Here is a 20,302-nt window from a genome sequence, read left to right as displayed (position 1 = left end):
AGGGCGGGCGTTATGAGCGGCGCACCAGATCTTTGACCGATGCAGTGAAACCGCTGACGTCATATCGTGCCCGCACATGCGCCACGCCCTCCTGAGCGTTGGCGGTGAAGGTGGTCAGATCTCGGTTCGCCGCAATGTACGCCGCCATTTCGGCGACCGTGGAGAAAATATAGCGGGCCGGGTAGATGTACTCAACGCCGCGCCAATTCACGAACACACCCTGGTTACCGGTGGCAAACGCCTCCGCCGGTGCCAGATGGAAACTTTCGAGGTCGCTCATCGACAGCACGAATCCGTGACGGTGCACGGTCGACCGCAAGTCGCTCCATCCAGCGGTGCGCACGTAATCGGTGAGACCGTTGTCCTCAATGAAGTGCTCGCAGTCCTCGAAATACTTGCGTTCAGCGGGGTCACGCATCAGCCAAGGCAGGCTGTCGGGGGTTTTGCCATACAGCGTCAGCGTGTAGCGCGAGTCAATGGCGCGCAAGGCCAGCAGCAGGTCTAACGCTCGGCGATACCCTTTGAGCGCTGGAACGATCCCTACCATGGCGAGGTCAAACGGGCGTGACTCATTGTGAGGGTCGGCAGCGGTGTATTTATCCAGGGCGAGGTAATTGGGGATGACAGCGGTTTTTTCGCGGGGCAGGTTGAAGGTGTGGATGGCCTCTTCCAGGGTGTGCACGCTGACCCCGACGAACGCATCGACCGTGTCCATGGCGATCTGGTGCCCGAAGGACCGGGTGAGTTCAAACCGGTGAATCCTCACGATCAGGCGCTGCTCGGCCCGCTTGTGCTTGGCGTACCAGACGGCATTACCCAGCAGCCATTCGCACCAGATCACGTCGGCCCAGTCCAGCAAGTCCCGGCTAGTGGCCGGGTCATGCGTGTCGTGCCCGGACCATTCGTCATAGCGCACGGTGAACTCGGTGGACAGGCTTTCCTCGGCGGAACGGATAAATTTCAGGTCGTAGCCTGCGATAAGCAGCCGCGGTTTGCAGTCGTGAACGAAATCTTCATAGGAGCCATCCAGGAGTGTCGCAATGGATCCTCGGTTGCGCGGTCGCAGCGAGTCGAGGTTCAGACAGTCCACCGTGGAGGTGAGGTATTCCTGGAAACGGGTATGTGTGGCGCGGGTGATGTCCCCGGTGCCGTGTAGGCGCAGCGCTTCAAACACGCTTTGTAAAGCGACCTGCCCGCGCAGGTCGAAAAAGCGCACATCCAATGGGCGCAGCAGGGTGTCTACGTCTGACCACACGGTGAGGTGGTTGCGCAGTTCACGTTCTCCGTACTGCTGGGTTGAGGACGCCTGGGCGGTGACGGCTTTGTGGTAAACCTGCACCGGCTCGTCGACGTATCGGATGCTAGTTGCCGCCAGCAACGCTGCGGTGAGGAAGACGGTGTCTTCTCCCATGCGTAAGTCTTCTGGCCAACGCACATCGTGCTCTCTGAGCAGTTGGGTGCGGACCATGGTCGAGACGGTGGTGCTCTGGTGGGTGAGGATCGAGATGACTTGATCCCGGTGCGTGCCGTCGTGAGGGAAGTCGGTGATGCGGTTTGCTACCCACCGCGACTTGCCGTTGTCCACGATCAGCGGGGAACGCACGATATCGGCGTGGTGCTGGTGGGCGTCGCGCAGCAGAGCCAGCACGGAGTCCACGATCACTTCGTCGTCGGCGTCGATGAACAGCACGTACTGGCCCTGAGCGGCGTTAATTCCAACATTGCGCGGACGCGATGGGGACCCGCTGTTGGCTTCTAGGGTGATCACCTGCCAGTTGGGGTGGGTTGCGGCGGCAGATTGAAGGATATCGACGGTGTTGTCGTCAGACCGGTCGTCGATAAATAGGACTTCTAGGGAGTCCAGCACCGCATTCAGCGCGCGCAGGGAGGACAGGCACGGCTGCACTTTCTGCGCGGCATTGTGGCACGGAATGATGATGGTGAGAGCGGGATGGTCGTCGAGGGTCACTGTGGTCTCGTTTTCAGGCTCAGAGGTGGTACGCGACGATTGGTTTATCCGCGCCGATGGGGTCACGCGGGTCGAGCGCATCGCGGTGTACGACGGTGCCCAGTGTGCTGGGAATGCAGACGTAGGAGAATTCTCGGGTCGCCTTGTGCACGCTGATGGGTCCGTCCTCGTAGCTCGTATGGGCGGTTGCGTCTCGGACGGCTGCCGGATCGACGGTCGTCCTCGCATCGGTCAGGAGCACATGGTCGTCGGGGGCAAAGGATGCCAGTCGCACCGGCTGGGTGCGCAGCACCGCGGATGAGACGCAGGTTGAGCCATAGCGGTTGAGGTCGAGATACAGCGCGCTCAACCGGTCGTTGGGGATGGACTTAGACAGCACGAAGCAGTGGTGCGATACGGCGTCCCCGAGTGTGTGCCGCTGATGCAGCAGCTGGTTGATTTCGGTTTCGTGATGCACTGCTTGTAGCAGGGTCAGGCCGGGGCCGGGAATATCGACGTCCAACCCAAGCACTTTCACGATGTCGGCCACGCGCTGGGTGTAGGTGTGCTCGCGCAAGGTGGTGAGCATGGCCCAGTAGCGCCGGTCCTCGCCGTCAGCTGTTCCGAGCAGGTCGAGGCAGGACGGGTCGCGGTCTGGATACATGATCGAGTCCCCGAACATGCTCTCCACTCCGGCTGACCAATTCGATATAACGGCGACGTTGGAGGCGGCAAGCTCAAAGATCCGCCGGGCGAACATGGTGGGGGAGTCGGTGACGGTATTGAAGTTTAGACCGTAGTTGACCGTGCGGTATTCCTGGGCGAGCTGACGGTGTGAGACCGGGGGATGTAAGAAGGGGGCGTATTTCTCCGGGAAGAAGTGGTTGGGGTCATCCCCTCCGAAGAACCGGTCAAAGATCTTGAGGTTCAGTCCCCGGCTCACGATGCCGTCCATGATCTGCTGCATGACCTGGGAGCGCTGTTCATGGTAGGTGTACCAGGAGCCCGCAAACAGGACGTCGTCACTGCGGTGGCCGGTGGAACGGGGGTTGTAAATCCTCGGTTGCGCGGCGAACGGAAGCACGTGCACGCTGCTGTGCCCGAGATCGCGACGGTAGCGTTCAACGCAGTCGGCATCGGTGGTGAAGATATGGTCGAATAGTTTCGCTGTGTCGATAAAGTTGTGGACTTTATCGTCGTAATGCGAGGGGTCCTCTTTATTCCAGAACACGGTGGGAATTCCGTGTTCTGAGCAAAACGCGAGAATGTTGAGAAGCTCGGTGCGGTTTTCCCGAGCGAAGTTCACGCTGGAATAGATCTGGCCCTTCCATGGCCGGGTCTGGGAGTTGACTCCCGACCATGCGGATTCGCAGAAAAAGAAATCTACGGGCTCGGATTCAAGGGTTTGCCGCCAGGTTGACGGCTCAAGGGGGATTGCATGGAATTCTGGGCTAAAAGAGTTATATGTAAATTCGTCGCAGATCATCGCGACCCGCAGATCGCGCATGCGCCGCTTCGGGGGCGCGGCGATGGTCTGGTCTCGGTCGCGGGCGGTTACCGCCGGCATGGCCGCTGATCCCGCGGCGGCTGGACCGGAGGCGCTGGTTACGGAGGTTTTTGCCTCAATGAGATTGCGGATGCGTACAGTCCCGGGTTCGGCGGCCCAGCTGCAAAACGCCAGGGTTACTGATTGAGTGGTGACTGGGAGCGGAATATCTAAGGTGAGGTCGGTGAGCTTATTGAGATCGAGGTAGATGTACTGACCGACTTCGGGGGAATGCTTGAGCATTGAGACCGGAGGAAGCTCTGTGCCGCGAGCATTGTATGCCTTGATCGTGACAATCCCGGCGCGAATGATCTGGCTTTGCGGTGCGGCTTCCAACTGCACCCGCATGGTGAGGTGGCGAAGCCCCTCTTCCTGGATCGTGACGCTGAGAGGTTGCTTAGTCAGTGCGAAAGCAATGTCGTCCGGTGCGCTGTCGTGAAGCTTGAAACCACTGGTAATCCGGGCCTTTATGGGGAGGCCTTTGGTTTGGCCGGGCAGGTAAGCGGTGACGGCGCCGGTGGCATGCGGCTGCGGGCCGGTCAGCTGAGCGGCGTGTTCAGCCGAGGACTGGAGTTGCGCCAGTCGGCCGACGGTTCCGGCAATGGCTGGGGTGCGGCGGGTGAAGTAGACCAGCCGGGTGAGTTCCTTGTAAAGACGCTTTTCGACCGCTGTGAGCTGGCGCGCTTGGTGGCGGTGCAGACTGAGCACAAGTAGCCCGGTGGCGAGAGCGAACAGTGCGATTGCTGCCGTGGCAAGGAGGGCGATGATGGCATGACCGGTCGCCATCCATATCGCGACCAGCCACAGCAGCAAACCCAGCCCTCCGGGCAGGGCGATGGCCAGCATTAACCGGCGGGATCGCCCACCTCTCATCGCCACAGCCCTTTCGTATCGATAATGATCTTTTCCTCAAGGCGTTTACGGTCCACAGACGTAAAAGGTTCGTGATCGACCAACACCAGCACGATGTCGGCACGGTCAAGAGCGTCATCCAGTGATACCAGCTCAATGTTTTCACGGTCGGCCAAATCGGCGGGAAGCTCACAGATATTGGGTTCGACCACGAGGACCTGGCCGTCGGGAATCTTCGTTGCCAGTTTCAAGGCGATATCCCGGGATGGGGATTCCCTCAGATCGTCGATATCCGCTTTAAAAGCGATGCCGAGAGCGGCAATGACCGGTGCCTTAAACTTCTCGGCTTTGTCGAGGACCTTCGTGATCACGAAGTCCGGTTTAGCGTCGTTAACCTCGCGGGCGGTGCCAATGAGCTGTGCCTGCTCGCGCGCCGCAGAGACGATGAACCACGGATCGACGGCAATGCAGTGGCCGCCCACTCCGGGGCCGGGCTGAAGAATATTGACCCGGGGATGGTGGTTGGCCAGTTCAATCAGCTCCCACACGTCGATTCCGAGGTGGTCGCAGATTATCGATAGCTCATTGGCGAAGGCAATATTCACGTCGCGGAATGAGTTCTCGGTGAGCTTCGCCATTTCGGCGGTGGTGGCGTCGGTCAATAGCAGCTGCGCCTGGCAGAAGCGAGAGTATAGCTGTCGGGCCATCTCTGCGGCTTCTGCGGTCAGGCCACCGATAATGCGGTCGTTGGCGACCATTTCGACCATGATCCGGCCCGGGAGGACACGTTCGGGGCAATGCGCGAAGTACACGCTATTGGGCAGGCCGGGTGCGGCGGTGAGGTCGGGGCGCTCGTCGAGAATGTAGCGGGACATCTCTTCGGTTGCTCCGGGCGGGGAGGTGGATTCGAGGATCACCAGTTCTCCGCCGCGAAGCTGGGGCGCAATGCCTTTGCTGGCGGCCTTGATGTATGACAGATCGGCTTCGTGGTCCCCTTGAAATGGGGTGGGAACGGCCACGATGTAGGCGTCGGCCTCGGGAGTGTCGGTTTGGGCGGTGAGACGGCCCTGGGCGACGACGCCAGCGACCGTGGTTTCGAGATCAGGCTCGACGAACGGCACCTTTCCCGCGTTGATCGCCGCAACGTTTTGGGTATTCACGTCGACGCCGATCACCCTCGTTCCTGCCTGCGCGAGCACTGCCGCTGTGGGTAATCCGATATATCCGAGACCGATGACGCAAACGGTGTCCATGGCGTTCATGGGTGGGCTCCTTGGGGGAAAGGTTTTGAAGAAGCGAAATAGACGAAAATATAAAAGTGGGGATATGTGCCAAGGTCGTGAGGAAAATTGAATCGTCACAGACCAGGTTATCGGTTCTGGTCAGGACAGAGAATGTGAGATCCGTCCGTTTATCTAGCGCCGATGCCCAACAGGTTTGTTTATGACCTCCGTACTTTTTTGATGTGGTTGCCGCGATTTTTCGAGGCTCCCGTGGGTCGCGATATGCAGTTATCTATTGATGCTTTTTGTGTATCGATATGTATTTAGATGTTGATATGCGTTTCGTGGTATCCGAAATATTCCACATCGCCAGTAGCAAGCAGTTCACGGTCATCAGCTGACCAGGCATGCCCGCCCCGCAGTCCGCTGCGCATCTGCGTGAAATTGAAGCGGTCTGCGGAATAGATAGAGCCGCCATCGGCGGTGATAGCTCGCAGGAATTGGGTATCTTCACCACGGCTAACTGGCGTGAAGGGGTGAGTGCGGAAGACATCGCGCAGTGCGGTTAGGGTCGGCCCCATGACCAGGTCGGTCCAACGATGCTCTTTATCGCGAAAACGAAGCAGAGTGGCGTCATGGTCTGCGAGGTACATGTAGTGCGCTTGTTTCCCCACCAGAGTGGCCCCGGACCAGCGCAGTGCATACAGCAGGTCCATCAGGTAATGAGTGCCGTAGACGTCGTCATCATCCATTTTGGTGAGAACATCCCCGTCGGCAGCCTCGACCGCTCGGTTTAAGCACTCTCCGAGGGAGGTGTCACTCGGCATGTGAATTACGTGCACATCGGCGATACCTAGCTCGTGAGCCTGTGCGACGGTTGCGGCTTTATCGAGTTCAAACCCGTGGGAGACCAGCACTAACTGGAGCTCCACTCCGCTCTGACGGGCGACTGAACCGAGGAGATGGTTCAGCTGGTGGGGTCGGTTGGTTGAGACCAGGGCGGAGACGGTGGGCAGCTCAAGCGGCATAGCGCGGTCGCCGAGGTCGGCAGCAGTCAGCACTTGGTGGGCCCGGTGGGAGTAGGTATGCCGTTGCCAAATGGTGCGCTGGGCGCAGTGCACGGTGCGATCGCGCAACTCTGGGGAACGCACCAGGGCACGCACGATGTGGCCGGCGCTTTCGCGAGAGGTTGCGAGCGGAACTTGCTGGCCGGTGAAGAAGGTGGGAAGTGCGGCGGAGGGGGTGGAGACCACGGGTGTTCCGGAGGCGGTGATCTCAAAAACTCGTCGAGCGCACATGGATGGGCTGGTGACCACCGAATTGACATTGAGGAACACTTTGTAGGCTTTATAGGCCGTCAGCATTTTATCGTAGGTCAGGGAGCCGACAACGCGGCGTGCGAGCTTCCCTGGGAATTGGTAGCGGTCATTTTCTCCCAAAAACCGGCTAAAAATCTCTAAACCGTAGGTCATTCGGTCGGAGACATCTAAGGCGCCCCCGAGCAGAAGATCCATTTGTTCGCGGCGTTCGGGAAATTTATGGGCAAAATACATTCCGGCGAACGCGACGTCTCGTTCTTGATGGCCGCGCCGGGGTCGAATCGGATTGTGCACCGCATCTTGCGCCGCGAACGGGAGGACTGCGATCCGGTCGTGTCCGAGTTCTTCTCGGTACCGGGGGATCAGGGTCTCGTCGGTGGTGAAAACCTGATCGAAGAGGCGAGCCGTTGCCAGGAAATCCTCGAAGTGGGGCGGATCTTCTTTGTTCCAAAAAATTGTGGGGATTTGCGCCTTCTGACAGTGCTCTAGGAGTGAGATCAGAGCTGGTGAGGGTGCCGAGGGGCCGGTGAGGTGGTAGCGCCACGCTCCTTGGTTTCCTTGCCATGCGGATTCCACTAACAGCATGTCAATTGACGTCGCGGCGAGAATATGGGGCCAGTTTTGCGGCGTAATCTGGATGGTGTTGAATTCGTAACTCCAGGCCAATTGGGAAAAGTCATCCAGAATGACGGCTACGTTAAGTTCTGAAGCGCGGGGAGGTCGTTGCGGCAGTGTGGCTGGGGTGAAGTCGACAACCGTGTAGTCCTGTTCCTGTTTGCCCGCTGCAGCCGTTTCGTAGGGGTCTTTGGGGCGATAGCGGCATTGTCGTGGCGTGGTTCGGAGTGAAAGGGCATCGGCGTTCGACTCGGTTTGCCGTAATTTCTGCCGGGTATACCAGGTGCGAACTTGTGGAATTCCGCCACGACGAAAATGCCAAAATGCCGTGCGCAGTGTCTTGACGGTGATGGAGGGGAAGGGGTTCATCGTTTAGGCTCCGGCGGGTGCTGGCTATTGATGTGACTTTTCCGAGGCGGTGTAACGCAACCCTAAAGGAGATCAGTTGTTCGCGGGGTAGCCCCCGGCGTGTGCGAACTCCTTGGCATGTTGAGGATACCCCTGTTGAGGGCGGTGTTGAGGGCTACATAAAGAAATGTGCATCAATTGGGTCAGCCGAAATTGCGACAATTTATAGTAATGACATCCGATCTATATTTGTAAGGTTTGGTAGGGCTCTGATCCCTGTTTGCCGCGTTGCGCTGGATGTGTCACTGTGCGAGATCTGGTCCGCATAGTGGTTCTGAGGTGCGCGATATGTGCCCAAGGAACGCGATATGTGGTGGAGGGTTGGCGGGCTCGCCAAAGATGCAGCTCCTCGCCAGCGGTGCGGAAATCTCAAGAGATGCAGCGACCCTCAAGTGTCGCGGTGGACCTGCCGAGGACGACGACCCGCGGCACTCGTCTGCCACATCGGATGCGGCGCAATGGATGTGCGGGACCTTTGTTTAGTCTTTGAACAGTTAGGCTAGGGACTTGCGGCGCTCGCGTGCATTAAGCCTGTAGCACGTTCCCCCGAAGCCGCCCTGAGATTAAAGGAGCCGCAGTTGGTTCAGCTCAATGTCGATCTGCTCGACGAAGTCCGCGATCGTGTGTCCGAGGTGACCGGTAGTGAGGAGATTGCGCACAGGGTCGTCAGCTACCTGCGCAACACCACCGAAACCACCGTCACCGTGGACGAGGATGGGACGACGTTCGTCATCACCGGAGATATTCCGGCGATGTGGCTGCGCGATTCGGCGGCGCAGCTGCGACCCCTGCTTTACCTGGCCCAGGGGCGTCCTGAGATTCAGCAGCTCATCGGAGGTCTGCTCCGAAGGCATTGGCAGTACATTGCGCTGGATCCATACGCCAATGCATTCAACCGTACGGCGGACGGCAAGCACTGGGACGACGACGATACCGATGTCGTCTCCGATTGGATTTGGGAACGAAAGTTTGAACTCGACTCTTTGAGCTACGGCTTGGATTTGGCCCATGCTTTATGGCGCGCCACCGAATACACCGGCTTTGTTGACGAGAACTTCCGGGTAGCTGCGCAGAACATTCTGACCGTCATTGAGCGGGAACAGGATCATGAAGAACGCAGCCAGTACTATTTCCGCCGCGCCGGAGTTCCGGCACAGGACACCTTAAGCCGCGACGGGCGGGGCTCATTGGTAGTGCCCACCGGCATGGTGTGGTCCGGCTTCCGTCCGAGCGATGACGCTTGCGAACTGGGCTATAACGTGCCCGGGAACTTTTACCTCGCGCGGGCTCTCGATGCGCTGGTGCAGATCGCAACCGAGGTGTTGAAGGATGAAGAGCTTGCAGCTCAGGCGCGAGTGAAATCCCGCGAGATTCGAGGCGGACTAGCCGCACATGCGATGGTGGACGGCCCAGGCGGGGAGACCATCCTCGCCTACGAGGTCGATGGTCAGGGTGCGCATGTGGTGATGGATGACGCCAATGTGCCGAGTTTGCTCTCGCTGCCCTATCTCGGCTGCATTGATATTGAAGATCCCGTCTACAGTGCCACCCGGCGGGTGGTGCTCAGCTCTCACAATCCGTATTACTACCAGGGTGAGCAGCTGCAAGGTGTCGGATCCCCGCATACTCCGCCCGATCACGTGTGGCCGATTGCCCTGGCGATTCAGGGGCTCACCAGTACGGATGCCGAGGAGCAGCGCCGTCTTCTCGACCTTATGATGGCAACCGACGGCGGAACCGGGATGATGCATGAGGGTGTTCACGTCAATGAGCCGGCGACGTTCACCCGGGAATGGTTTTCCTGGTCGAATATGATGTTCACTGAGCTCGCCCTGGTTCATGCCGGTTTCCGGATCCCAGGGGTGAGTCCGGCATATCAGCCTCATGCGTGAGGTGTGCAGCATGAGTCGTCTCACTTAGTGGGGATGCGTCTCCTATGCGGAAGCTGTGCCTGTGTATGTGGGTGATGGCATCCGAAATATTGAATCGGTCAAAATGTTGAATCGGTGCCATTTGAGTAAGGAGTGAACGTATGAGACGCCCTGCTGAAACGGGAGCGAAGAAGTGGCTTGTTTACGCTAGGTTTATAACGATATTTATCGTTACGATGGCTTCGGTCCAGCTTGGTATGCATTTGCTGTTTCACTAAGAAGAGTGATCGGCAGCCGATTGGGCGCCGGCTCGCTTCTTGTCGCAGTTAACTCGACCGGGGACTGCCGGCGCCCTCACGCATTACTCGGTGCCGATAATGCGACTTACCTCTTATCGCCGCCGAACCGCCGCAGATCCCGCATCGCCTCGTAGATAGCCGCCGCCTCCTCGGAATTAATCTCACCGACCACCGGGTTCGGCTGGTGCGTGTGTCGATTCCCCGAATACAAGGACAGCAGGTTCATCAGGACGGCGCGCCGGTTGCGATGCCCAATCAGGGACTTCACGTGAATCGCGATCCAGGCGACCCAGCCAATCGACCCAGACAGGTCAGGAGCACCGGGAATCTGAGCGATTGCAGCATGCCGACCAATCGTGGCCATCGTGCCGAAGTCTCGGTAAGAAAACGCCGGGGGCTCCTCGCCGCGAAGCGTTGCGCGGATCACCTTGGCGATGTGCTGACCAGTTTGGATAGCGGGCTGAGCCAGCTGAGGCAGCACCTCGGGCATGGCCGCGATGTCACCCGCGGCGTAAATGTTCTGCGTACCGCTCACCCGGCAATGCTCATCGGTTTCGATCCGGCCGCCTTTGCCCTGCGGCAGGCCCCAGTTCTTCACGTCTGGAGTCGCCGACACGCCCGCAGCCCAAATCGTGATGTCGGATTCTACGATTTCGTCGTTATCCAAAACCACGTAGTCGTACCCGACTTCTTTCACCCCGTGGCCGGTACGCAAAACGACGCCGCGGGCACGCAATTCATCAGCTGCATACTGGCGGAAGTTTTCGCGGTACGGCTTCAGCAGATCGGCCCCGCGCTGAATAATGGAAATTTCCAGGGTGCCCGGATCCATCTCCGGGTAGAGGATGTCCAGCTCTTGCATACGGAAATCCGCTAAAGCGCCAGCGATCTCTACCCCGGTGGGGCCGCCGCCCACAATGGACACGCACAGATGGTCTTGCCCGCGGCTGCGGGAGGCACGCTCCAGCTCGGCGAAGATGCGGTCGCGGATAGCGAGCGCCTGAGAGCGGGTGTACATCGGCATGGCGTGTTCTTCGCCACCCGTGGTGTGGAAGAAGTTCGTGGTGGCGCCAGTGGCGATCACCAGCTGGTCGTAATGCATCCGAGTGCCGTCGCGAAGGACAACTTCCTGGGAGGCTTGGTCAATGCCGGTGAGTTCACCCTGCCAGTAGCGCATATTGGGCAGTTTCAGGGAGAGCCCGCGCAAAAACATGGTGACATCGCCCGGGTTCAACCCGGCGGTCGCTACCTGGTACAGCAGCGGCTGGAAGGTTTTGTACACGTTGCGGTCGATCAGAGTGACACGCACCCGCGTATCGCGCAGGGCTTGCACCAGGGACGCTCCGGCGAAACCACCGCCGACGACGATCACGTGCGGCCAAGATGCTCCGTCCTTGGCTGGAACCGTGCGGCGCTTGTGCGAGAAAAAGACGGTCATGGCACTCCTTTCGACGTCGTCGAGGTAGCGGATCGAACGTCGGTGGCCTATCCGAAGTGCTGTCAGTCTCTCACGGCGGTTTTCTCTTGCCTTCAAGATACCTGGGTTGATTGGTCATCGAGCAGACAATCCTGGGGTTGGTCACGTTCAATAGGACTCACCACCGCACAAGTGGCGATATTCTGCGTGCCAACTGCGCGGTGTCCCGTCCCAAGACCCGTGAAAGCGAGTTTCAGTGTCTCCTTCATGTCGCCGACGAGGGCGAACCCTTACCGCTGCCCTTGCGACCGGAATTCTGCTTCTGCCTGTCAGCCTGACATCTGCGGTTGCAGCTCCGACGACCTTCACCCTGTTTAACATCAATGATTTTCACGGCCGGATTGACTCATCTGCGCTCAACCTCGCCTGCACACTGGAAACCCAGCGGGCTAAAGCTCCGGCCAGCGCATTCCTGTCCGCTGGCGACAATATCGGGGCCTCGGAGTTCTCCTCCTTTATCGCCGATGACAACCCGACCATCGATTACTTAAACGCCTTGGACCTTGACGCCTCCGCGCTCGGCAACCACGAGTTCGACGGCGGGTATGACGCCCTGGTCAACCGCGTCGAAAAGCGCTCCAAGTTCCCGCTGCTTGGCGCGAATGTTTTCCATCGCGACGGACGACCAGCCGCCAAGCCCTACGTCATCGTCAAAGCGGGCGAGGTGCGGGTTGCTGTTGTGGGCGCGGTGACTGAACAAACCGCGTCGCTGGTGACGCCGAGCGGAATCGCTGATATCCAGTTCAAGGATCCCGTCGACTCCGTCAACGCCGTCATCGACACCATCCCTGCCGCCGATTACGACGTGCTAGTCGTCGAATACCACGAAGGAGCGGCCGTCGGTGCTGACTCGGGGAAAGCCCCGCAGACCGACGATCAGGTGTTCACCAAGATGGTCGAGAAAACCTCGCCCAAGGCCGATGCCATCTACAACGGACACACCCATGTCCGCTACGACTACGAAGCGAAAGTGCCGGGAACGGACCGGACCCGACCCATTATTCAAGCAGCCTCATATGGGGAACTGCTGTCCAAGGTGACCTTCCAATACGACAAGGCCAGCGACCGCCTCAAGCTGGTGACCAACGAACTCTTGGCGACCAAGGGCGCAGACCTCGCAGCCTGCGATGCGGCCAAGCTTCCCCGCTACCACGAGGCCAAAAAAATTGTGGAGAAGGCAAAAGCTGCGGGTGAAGTGAAAGGCGCGAAGATCGTCGGCAGCCTCGATGCCGACATCACCACAGCCTGGGGACCGCAAATCGCCACCTACAAAGACGGATTCTGGCGCTGGAACGGTCAGGGTGAGATGCCTGCCAAGGGCGATGACCGCGGTCGTGGCTCCGCCCTGTCGGACCTGCTGGCTGAATCGATGCGGTGGAGCACCCAGCAAAAGAACTATGCCAGTAAGCGCGCCGATATCGGGGTGATGAACCCCGGTGGGGTCCGCGCCGATATGTTCTATAAGGCTTCAGGAAGCGAAGGTGACGGCAAGATCACCTACCGTGAAGCCAACGACGTCATCCCGTTTGCTAACGGTCTCAGCACGGTAGACCTCACCGGCGCCCAGGTGAAAACACTGCTCGAACAGCAGTGGCAACGGGATATTCACGGAGCGGTACCCTCGCGCTCGTACATACAACTCGGACTGTCCAAGAACGTGTCCTACACCTTTGATTCCACTCGGCCGGAAGGCCAGCGGATCACTTCGGTGCACATCGACGGTAAAGCGCTCGATCCACACGCCACATACACGGTGGTCTCGGCCAGCTTCCTGATCAATGGCGGCGACAACTTCCATGTTCTGACTAAGGGGAAGAACATGACCGACACCGGTCTGGTGGACCGGGACGCCTGGATTGACTATCTGGGTGCTCATCGCCCCACCGTTCCGCCGTTTGCGGCGCGCGGCCTGGAAACCTCGCAACCCCGCGTTGTCGGCACTGACTTGGTGATCGATGTGAAGGGACTCGAATCCCTGAGCCTCGGCGCCCCGCAGATCGCCCAGGCCACGGCGACAATCGGCAAGGCGAACCCTGGGACAGCGAACGGCACGGCAACGGGTACGAAGCCATTGACGGCCCCCTACCGCGATGGTGTGGCCCAGCTGCGGCTTCCGTTAGATGCCTTGGCCGCATCAGCGCGGGACCAGGCCGGGGCCAAGGTGGTTGACCTGCACATCTCCTCGCAACCGAATACCGGCACCGATGTGATGCTCACGGTGACGCTGCCGCAGCCCAGTAAAGCGGCGTTTACCGATGTGAAGCCGGGAACCGCGTTCTACAACGAGATTTCCTGGATGAACCAGCAGGGAATCTCTACCGGATACCCGGACGGCACCTACCGTCCCGGGGCCCCGGCAACCCGCGAAGCGATGATGGCGTTCCTGTATCGCCGCGCAGGCAGCCCTAAGGTTTCGCTCCCGGATGCGTCGCCGTTTACGGATGTTGCGCCGACCTCGCCGTTCTATCGCGAAATCATATGGGCTAAGAACACTGGCATTGCGAACGGTTTCTCCGATGGCACGTTCCGCCCGAAGGCCCCTGCCCAGCGCAATGCTGTGGCGGCCTTCCTATTCCGCGCTTCGGGATCACCTAAGGTCGACCTGCCGACGAGCTCACCGTTCACGGATGTTGCGCCCACCGACCCGTTCTACCGGGAGATCGTGTGGCTACACAAAGCCAAGGTTGCGCGCGGATGGTCCGTAGATAACGGGTATGAATTCCGTTCCTGGGATCCTATTCACCGCGATGCTGCTGCCGCGATGCTGAACCGCCTAGTTTAGTGTCGTGTAGCAGCGAGAATACGCAGATTAAGGCCTGCCGTTGACAATGGCGGCGTCACCTGGGTTCAGGTGGCGCCGCCATGGACTGCTCCAGGTGGTGATGACCCGGGGAAGCCTACGTCGTTTGGCCCAACCCGCACGAGCTCGAAGCGCCCCTGGGCCCGCCGGAGGAACAGACCGCACCCGAATAGCTCAGCCGCGTCCTTGCATGCAGCGACGCTGCAGGCGATCTGAAGAACCCATGATGCGCGAACCTTCGCAGTTGGGAAAGGTAGAGATCAGTCGTACCTGCGATCACGCCGACTAGTGCATGGTTTATGGCAAGGGCCTGGCCTGATTTTTAGCTGATGCGCGCAGCAGCAACATCGTGCTCACGATAAGACCGAGCGCGATCATGATGATGGAGCCTTCGATTCCGAGTCCGCCTCCGGTAAGCCAATCAGGGCCGTGTATCTCCGCGATGAACAGCCCCGGCTCGGTTGGTACGCCTGAGACGTTCAGTCCGAAGATTGCGGTTTGCGTGAAGTTCCAGGCTGAGTGTATGCCGATCGCAAACCACAGTCTCCGTGTGAGCAAGTACGCCGCACCGAACATGACACCGGCTTGCAATGCAATGCCGATTGCGCTGAGAAGAGAGGCGCCGGGGTTGCCCAGGTGGAGCAGTCCGAACGCTACTGAGGTGAGGATAAGTGCGGGTGCTGCACCGATCATCCCGATAAGGACGCGCAGCAGAATTCCGCGCATCACGATTTCTTCCCCGAAAGCGCTCCCGAGCCCGAGAAGCAAGCCAGACAAGAGGCCACGGCCCACGATGATGTCAGTGATGCGGTAACTTCCAAGCGCGAGCAAGCAGGCTATAGCCACGGTAATTACACTGACGCCAACCAGAGTGCCATAGCCAAATTCACGGAGAGCTCCCGAGCGCTCTAGCTCGTACATGGGTCGTCGTGCGACGCGTTTGGCTACGAATGCCATCACTGCGATAGCAGCCACAATCTGTAACGCCATACCGATCGGCTGGTCCGGCCAAGGCGTGGCCAAGGCATCGTTCCAGGTATCCGCTCCCTGTAACCCGTAAGCGACGGTGACCTGCGTAATGCCCGCGACTGAAGCGGCAACGAGCCTAGTAGCTCAGGGCGACTCGCAAGCGGACGCTTTTCGCTCGGATCCACCGGATCCATGGCATCTCCAATCGAATCCTGAAAAACTCTTGCTTTCCGAATAAAGGTACTGCCAGTGTCTAGATACCCATAGTTTTTGGCTACGGGTATTCCGAATCTTCATCGCTTGCCCTGGAGGGAGGTGACTCATGAAGAACGTGACCGTGCGCCGCGCTGAGAAGGTGGAGGCGACTGTGTGGTGGATCATCGTCTGATGCTCCCGATGAGCGGAGCACACAAGTGCCTTCTACTGGGTCGCCGGAGCCTCTTGGCTCTTGGCGGCCCTCCACTCTTCGTTCCTTTGAGAGACGCTAGGAGCATTTCGTGGACAAGCTGCCCTCGCGCCCTCGACTCAAGCCGATTTACCCCGCATACCGACTCGATGACCGAGTTTTTCGGATTGGTGCACAGCTAGGTATCACGGCAGAGTTCGACGACCCTGAGCACCAGCTATGGGCGCTCGTTACAGCGCTTGATGGGCGTTCTCTGCACGATGTTGTTCGAGCAGTGCGGCAGGACTTCCCCGAACTCACGGAGAACGACATCCTTGACGGGATCACGCTTCTCAATCAGGAAGGCTTCCTCGAGGAGAGCTTTCCAGGTGCGGAGTCGGCCATTGGCGCCAGATATCGAGCCAACGTCAACTACTTCAGTCGCTTCATCGACCTGGAACGAGATCGGTTTGCTCCGCAACGGCGGATCAACGGGTCAAATATTCTTCTCCTCGGGCTCGGTGGGGGCGGCTCCAATATCCTTGCGCTGCTGGCTGGTCTCGGCCCGGGCTCCATCACGATCGTCGACCACGACGTCGTAGAAGAGGGCAACCTTGGGCGCCAGCTGCTGTACCGGGAATCTGATGTCGGTCGCTCGAAAGCCCTGGCCGCAGCAGACGCGATTGCGCAGATGAACTCGGAGATCGCCATTGACGCTCGCCAGGAGCGCATCGGTTCGGTCGACGACGTTGCGGCTTTGCTGCCCGGCAAGGATCTCGTCATCTCCGCCATCGACGAGCCACCATTCGTTGCCCAGCGGATCGTGAACAAGGCGATTGTTCAGGCCGGCATTCCGTGCGTGTTTGCCGCGTCGCAGGTGAGTCGCGGGCGTGTCTACACCGTAATCCCGGGCAAGACAGGATGTTTCGACTGTCTGAACATCCACTACTCGCAGCGAGATCCTCAGTTCGTCTCTCAGTTCGCTGCATTCAGCGAACTGAGCTTCGACCCGCCATCGATCGCGTACGGCCCGTCCATCTTCATCCTCACGGCCACGATCGTTGACGAAGCCGTGCGCCTCCTGACGGGCTATACGCAACCGCGATCCCTCGGGACGCAGTTTGAAGTGAATTATGAGGATGGCTCGTCGTTCGCGCATCCGTCTTGGCCGCGTCTTCCGAATGACTGCCCGACGTGTGGCACTGGCAATCCTTCCACATGGGAAGTCTTCGGTCACTATCTCCAGCAGGTCTGATCATGGTCCGACCGACGGAGATCGTCATGGCACTGAAGCCAGTTCGAGCTCGCGAGCTCAGCGACGGCATGTGGGTGGTCATCGCTGATGACGCAGAGCCTCTTGTGGTCAGCGAACCTGTCGCACGCGCGCTCGTAAAACAGAACGAGCCTGCTTCCATCCTCGCCCCGGTAGCCAACACCCTGTTGGACGCAGGGTTCATGCATGACTCCGCTGAGGAGGCTCGGCAACCTCCGGCCGCGCCGGTCAGCGCGGGTTGGAAAGCCGCGCGCGCGGTGCTGTGGGTGGCCGGCACGGCGCTCTGCATCTCCGCAATCGTGCTCCTGCTCCAAGGTGGCATTCCCACCGGCGCGGACGTCATATCCGCAGGCTCGCATCCGCTGCTCGCGATGGCCGTCGCACTCGCCATAGTGATCATCACAGCAGTGCCGCATGAGCTTGCGCATGTGGGATTCGGACGCGCGTTCGTGCGGACGAGAGGCTCAGTACGACTACGAGTACGTCAAGCGGTCGCGACCACCAATCTCACGCATGTCTGGGCCTGGCCGTTGTCGCCACGGCTGGCAGCGGTCGCCGCCGGAGTGATCGCCGACTGCGCGTTCCTGACGGCGGCGCTGGTCTGGCGTGCCCTGACCGGATCGTGGATCGCGACCGTCGCCGTTGCCGTGATGGTTGTGCGCCTCGTCTGGCAGTTCCGATTCCATCGCAAGTGCGACGGCCGTTATATAGCGAAGATGCTGTTTGATGACCCCATGATTGACACCGAAACCAGGATGTCGCTCGCGATCCGGCCGTGGACATCCGTACCCCGAACGGCTTGGCTGTGGCTTACGTTGGTCGCATTTGGCGCGCTGAGCGAACTCGGGCTGCTGGCAATCTGGCTCGTGCCCGCCGTCCTACGACTCCTGGGCGTACTCTGATTCTGTGCTGGCGTCGTAGAGCGTGTGCGTTAGCGAGAGCACTGCCGTTTTGTACAACTCGGGCTTTACGTTGTCCGGATCGAACAGCCCCAGCGCCGATAGCCCCAGATCGAGTGCCATCAGGATGCGGAACTGATCTCCTACCGGGATACGTGCGAAGGTGCTGTCGGACGGGATCGGGGACGCCTCAGCTGGGATGTCGTTGGCAGGTGAGATGAACTCCAGAAACCGTGCGGTCAACTGCTCATCCCGCAGGGCGTAGGGAATGAAGTCGAACAGCAGGCGGGCATAGCTGGAGCGATCACCGCTCTTGGCTGTCGTTATCCAAGTATTGCACCAGGCCTCGAGACGCTCGTGATCGTCAGTAGCGCCATCAAGGATCGCATGGAAGTCTTGCGCTTCCTGCGAGAGTGTCTGACGGTAGCGGATGACCTCCAGGATCAGCTCGCCCTTGTTTCGGAAGTTTGAATAGACGGCCCCCTTGGTCAGGCCAGCCGCCAGAGCCACGTCGTCAAGAGAAGCGCCCTCCACGCCATGCGTAGCGAAGATGTGCTCAGCCGCCTCAAGCAATAGCACTCTGTTGTGCTGCCGCTGTTGATCGCGGGTCATCCGAGCCATGAACTCGATTATAAGACAGTGCCCCGGAGCGCCCGGGAAGCCGAGATGCCGTTGATCCATATTTCAGATACCAGTAGTATCTGACTATGTTGAGCGTGACTCCTCCCGCCGAACCGCTCCTGTTAGAAGCTGTCACCAAGACCTTCCAGCGAGGAGCTGTCGCGGCGAATCGCGCTATCAGCCTCACGTTCCGCCCTGGCCAGTTGATAGCGCTCATCGGGCACAACGGGGCAGGCAAGACCACCCTTCTCAACCAAATCATCGGCACGACCAAGCCCACCTCCGGTGACATCCGCTACGGCACAGAATCGCTCGGGAAAAACCCGGATCTGGCTCGACGTGTCGCATCGATGATGCCGCAGATGCATGCGCCTTTGACCGGCGTTACACCTCTCCAAGCGATCACATCGATTGGCAGGGTGCGGGGACTATCCGGGAGGGATGCACGCCGTGAGGCGAGTGCTCTCATCGATGAGCTCGACATTACGCCGTGGCAGAACGTCGGCGGCGAGAAACTGTCTGGTGGGCTGCGCCGCCTGACCTCTTACGCGATGGCTGTGATCGCGTCTCCGCCTGTCCTGCTCATTGATGAGCCGACTAACGACGTCGACCCAGTGCGACGTCCTCTGATCTGGCGGAACCTGCGTCGACTCGCTGACGCGGGGCACATCGTCATCGTTGTCACTCACAACCTGCTCGAGGTGCAACGGACTGCCGACCGCTATGTGTTACTCCAGAACGGTCAGGTGCTGATCGACAGCACCCCAAGGCAGCTATCGCAACGAGCGCAGACAACGACTCTCAGTGTTTCCGTCCGATCTGACGTTGACCTCGCAACGATGCCGGCGGCCTCGCGGCTTCATCCAGTCGACGGCGACGGGCAGCTGCGGCTCGACCTCGAACCTGCTCATATTCCCGACGCCGTGGCTTGGGTCCTCGAACAGGTTGAAGCCGGAGAAATCTACAGTTACACGCTCACACCGGCATCCCTGGAATCACTGTATGAAGGGATCACCAATGGCCGTTAATATCGTGTCTCCTCTGCCCGTCAGGCTGCCTCGCAGACTCGGGTGGTTCCGTAGCTGGGCCGGTCTTGTGCGCTGGAGCTTGCTCCGCCATAAATATCTACTTCCTGTCTTCACCGCAGTCCAGGCATTGTTTGCCGTTGCGATCGTGTACGGTCTCGCCCTGCTCATCCCCGATATCGACAGTGAAGCCGCCCGATATTTGTCCTCCGGCGCCTGGACGCTCGGCATCATCGCGGTCGGATGCGTCCTCGCTCCTCAGATCACAGGTACTGCGAAACAAGAAGGTCTCCTCGATTACCAGCGGACACTCCCGGTTCCCCGCTCGGCGATCCTCCTCGCCGATGCTGTGGTCTGGAGTCTCGCAGCCCTCCCTGGAATCGCCGTCGGCATGCTCGCCGCGGCCTTCCGATTCGGACTCGATATCCAGGTCAACGCATGCATCGTGGCCGTCGTGCTCGGTGCGCAGTTCACGGTGGTGAGCATCGGGTACGCCATTGCGTTCTGGCTGCCCCTCAACGTCACGTCCTTGGTGACGCAGGTCGTCATGATCGGTGGCCTGTTGTTTTCCCCGATCACGTTCCCGGCCGACCGCCTACCGGAATGGGCTGTCACGCTGCATCAGTTCCTTCCGTTCGCGCCAATCGGAGACCTCATCCGGGAGGCCGCATTCCGTGCCGGTGACCCTCAGCTGCTGAACCTCGTTGTTGCCGCTGTTTGGGCTGTTGCCGCCTACACCATGGCCTACTTGGCCCTTCGGAGAAGGAACTGA

The 20,302-nt window shown here is 59.7% G+C and carries 13 protein-coding genes; 6 read left to right on the top strand and 7 right to left on the bottom strand.

The window, feature by feature from the left end; translation table 11 throughout:
• Nucleotides 1–10: 10 nt before the first annotated feature.
• The 4 genes from BN1724_RS08095 to BN1724_RS08080 all read right to left on the bottom strand — a co-directional run bounded on the left by BN1724_RS08095 (nucleotide 11) and on the right by BN1724_RS08080 (nucleotide 7,872).
• A complete protein-coding gene (locus tag BN1724_RS08095) occupies nucleotides 11–1,969 on the bottom strand; it encodes a glycosyltransferase (protein WP_058234943.1) in 1,959 nt (652 codons plus the stop codon).
• 19 nt (nucleotides 1,970–1,988) lie between these two features.
• Nucleotides 1,989–4,367 carry a CgeB family protein gene (locus BN1724_RS08090; RefSeq protein WP_084252885.1) on the bottom strand — a complete coding sequence of 793 codons (2,379 nt, stop codon included), beginning with the start codon at nucleotides 4,365–4,367 and terminating at the stop codon, nucleotides 1,989–1,991.
• A complete protein-coding gene (wecC, locus tag BN1724_RS08085; RefSeq protein ID WP_058234941.1) occupies nucleotides 4,364–5,608 on the bottom strand; it encodes a UDP-N-acetyl-D-mannosamine dehydrogenase in 1,245 nt (414 codons plus the stop codon). The genes BN1724_RS08090 and wecC overlap by 4 nt, the downstream gene beginning before the upstream one ends.
• A gap of 284 nt (nucleotides 5,609–5,892) precedes the next feature.
• The gene (locus BN1724_RS08080; RefSeq protein WP_058234940.1) at nucleotides 5,893–7,872 is read right to left on the bottom strand and encodes a glycosyltransferase family protein; all 1,980 of its coding nucleotides are present in this window, start codon (nucleotides 7,870–7,872) and stop codon (nucleotides 5,893–5,895) included.
• A 617-nt stretch (nucleotides 7,873–8,489) separates the two neighbouring features.
• On the opposite strand from BN1724_RS08080, the gene BN1724_RS08075 reads away from it, so the two are divergent.
• Nucleotides 8,490–9,803 carry a glycoside hydrolase family 125 protein gene (locus BN1724_RS08075; protein WP_058234939.1) on the top strand — a complete coding sequence of 438 codons (1,314 nt, stop codon included), beginning with the start codon at nucleotides 8,490–8,492 and terminating at the stop codon, nucleotides 9,801–9,803.
• A 363-nt stretch (nucleotides 9,804–10,166) separates the two neighbouring features.
• Here the strand turns inward: BN1724_RS08075 and BN1724_RS08070 are convergent, their stop codons facing one another.
• Nucleotides 10,167–11,519: an NAD(P)/FAD-dependent oxidoreductase gene (locus BN1724_RS08070; protein WP_058234938.1), complete on the bottom strand. Its 1,353-nt coding sequence runs from the start codon at nucleotides 11,517–11,519 to the stop codon at nucleotides 10,167–10,169.
• A gap of 235 nt (nucleotides 11,520–11,754) precedes the next feature.
• On the opposite strand from BN1724_RS08070, the gene BN1724_RS08065 reads away from it, so the two are divergent.
• Entirely contained in the window at nucleotides 11,755–14,340 is a 2,586-nt protein-coding gene (locus BN1724_RS08065; RefSeq protein ID WP_058234937.1) for a 5'-nucleotidase C-terminal domain-containing protein, read from the top strand.
• A 315-nt stretch (nucleotides 14,341–14,655) separates the two neighbouring features.
• On the opposite strand, the gene BN1724_RS08060 is transcribed toward BN1724_RS08065, so the two are convergent.
• Nucleotides 14,656–15,348, bottom strand: a complete 693-nt coding sequence (locus tag BN1724_RS08060; protein WP_058234936.1) for a CPBP family intramembrane glutamic endopeptidase — start codon at nucleotides 15,346–15,348, stop codon at nucleotides 14,656–14,658.
• 476 nt (nucleotides 15,349–15,824) lie between these two features.
• On the opposite strand from BN1724_RS08060, the gene BN1724_RS08055 reads away from it, so the two are divergent.
• Complete coding sequence (locus BN1724_RS08055) at nucleotides 15,825–16,967, top strand: ThiF family adenylyltransferase (protein ID WP_157085824.1); 1,143 nt, start codon at nucleotides 15,825–15,827, stop codon at nucleotides 16,965–16,967.
• 26 nt (nucleotides 16,968–16,993) lie between these two features.
• Complete coding sequence (locus BN1724_RS08050; protein ID WP_157085823.1) at nucleotides 16,994–17,887, top strand: hypothetical protein; 894 nt, start codon at nucleotides 16,994–16,996, stop codon at nucleotides 17,885–17,887.
• Here the strand turns inward: BN1724_RS08050 and BN1724_RS08045 are convergent.
• Complete coding sequence (locus BN1724_RS08045) at nucleotides 17,864–18,505, bottom strand: TetR/AcrR family transcriptional regulator (protein WP_172797102.1); 642 nt, start codon at nucleotides 18,503–18,505, stop codon at nucleotides 17,864–17,866. The genes BN1724_RS08050 and BN1724_RS08045 overlap by 24 nt on opposite strands.
• Nucleotides 18,506–18,591: 86 nt before the next feature.
• Between BN1724_RS08045 and BN1724_RS08040 the strand changes: the two genes are divergently transcribed.
• Nucleotides 18,592–19,533: an ABC transporter ATP-binding protein gene (locus BN1724_RS08040; protein WP_197671777.1), complete on the top strand. Its 942-nt coding sequence runs from the start codon at nucleotides 18,592–18,594 to the stop codon at nucleotides 19,531–19,533.
• Nucleotides 19,523–20,302: an ABC transporter permease gene (locus BN1724_RS08035; protein ID WP_084252884.1), complete on the top strand. Its 780-nt coding sequence runs from the start codon at nucleotides 19,523–19,525 to the stop codon at nucleotides 20,300–20,302. Before BN1724_RS08040 ends, BN1724_RS08035 begins: the two co-directional genes overlap by 11 nt.

This window comes from Devriesea agamarum, from assembly GCF_900070355.1.
Taxonomy (GTDB): Bacteria; Actinomycetota; Actinomycetes; order Actinomycetales; family Dermabacteraceae; genus Devriesea; species Devriesea agamarum.
The sequence above is the reverse complement of the archived record's forward strand: the minus strand, read 5'-3'. Positions and strand labels throughout refer to the sequence as shown.

Bases quoted from the DNA above. Each gene is read 5' to 3' on its own strand.
- BN1724_RS08090 (WP_084252885.1), bottom strand. From the start codon at position 4,367: ATGAGAGGTGGGCGATCCCGCCGGTTAATGCTGGCCATCGCCCTGCCC.
- wecC (WP_058234941.1), bottom strand. From the start codon at position 5,608: ATGAACGCCATGGACACCGTTTGCGTCATCGGTCTCGGATATATCGGA.
- BN1724_RS08080 (WP_058234940.1), bottom strand. From the start codon at position 7,872: ATGAACCCCTTCCCCTCCATCACCGTCAAGACACTGCGCACGGCATTT.
- BN1724_RS08070 (WP_058234938.1), bottom strand. From the start codon at position 11,519: ATGACCGTCTTTTTCTCGCACAAGCGCCGCACGGTTCCAGCCAAGGAC.
- BN1724_RS08060 (WP_058234936.1), bottom strand. From the start codon at position 15,348: ATGGCGTTACAGATTGTGGCTGCTATCGCAGTGATGGCATTCGTAGCC.
- BN1724_RS08050 (WP_157085823.1), top strand. From the start codon at position 16,994: ATGGCACTGAAGCCAGTTCGAGCTCGCGAGCTCAGCGACGGCATGTGG.
- BN1724_RS08045 (WP_172797102.1), bottom strand. From the start codon at position 18,505: ATGGCTCGGATGACCCGCGATCAACAGCGGCAGCACAACAGAGTGCTA.
- BN1724_RS08040 (WP_197671777.1), top strand. From the start codon at position 18,592: ATGTTGAGCGTGACTCCTCCCGCCGAACCGCTCCTGTTAGAAGCTGTC.
- BN1724_RS08035 (WP_084252884.1), top strand. From the start codon at position 19,523: ATGGCCGTTAATATCGTGTCTCCTCTGCCCGTCAGGCTGCCTCGCAGA.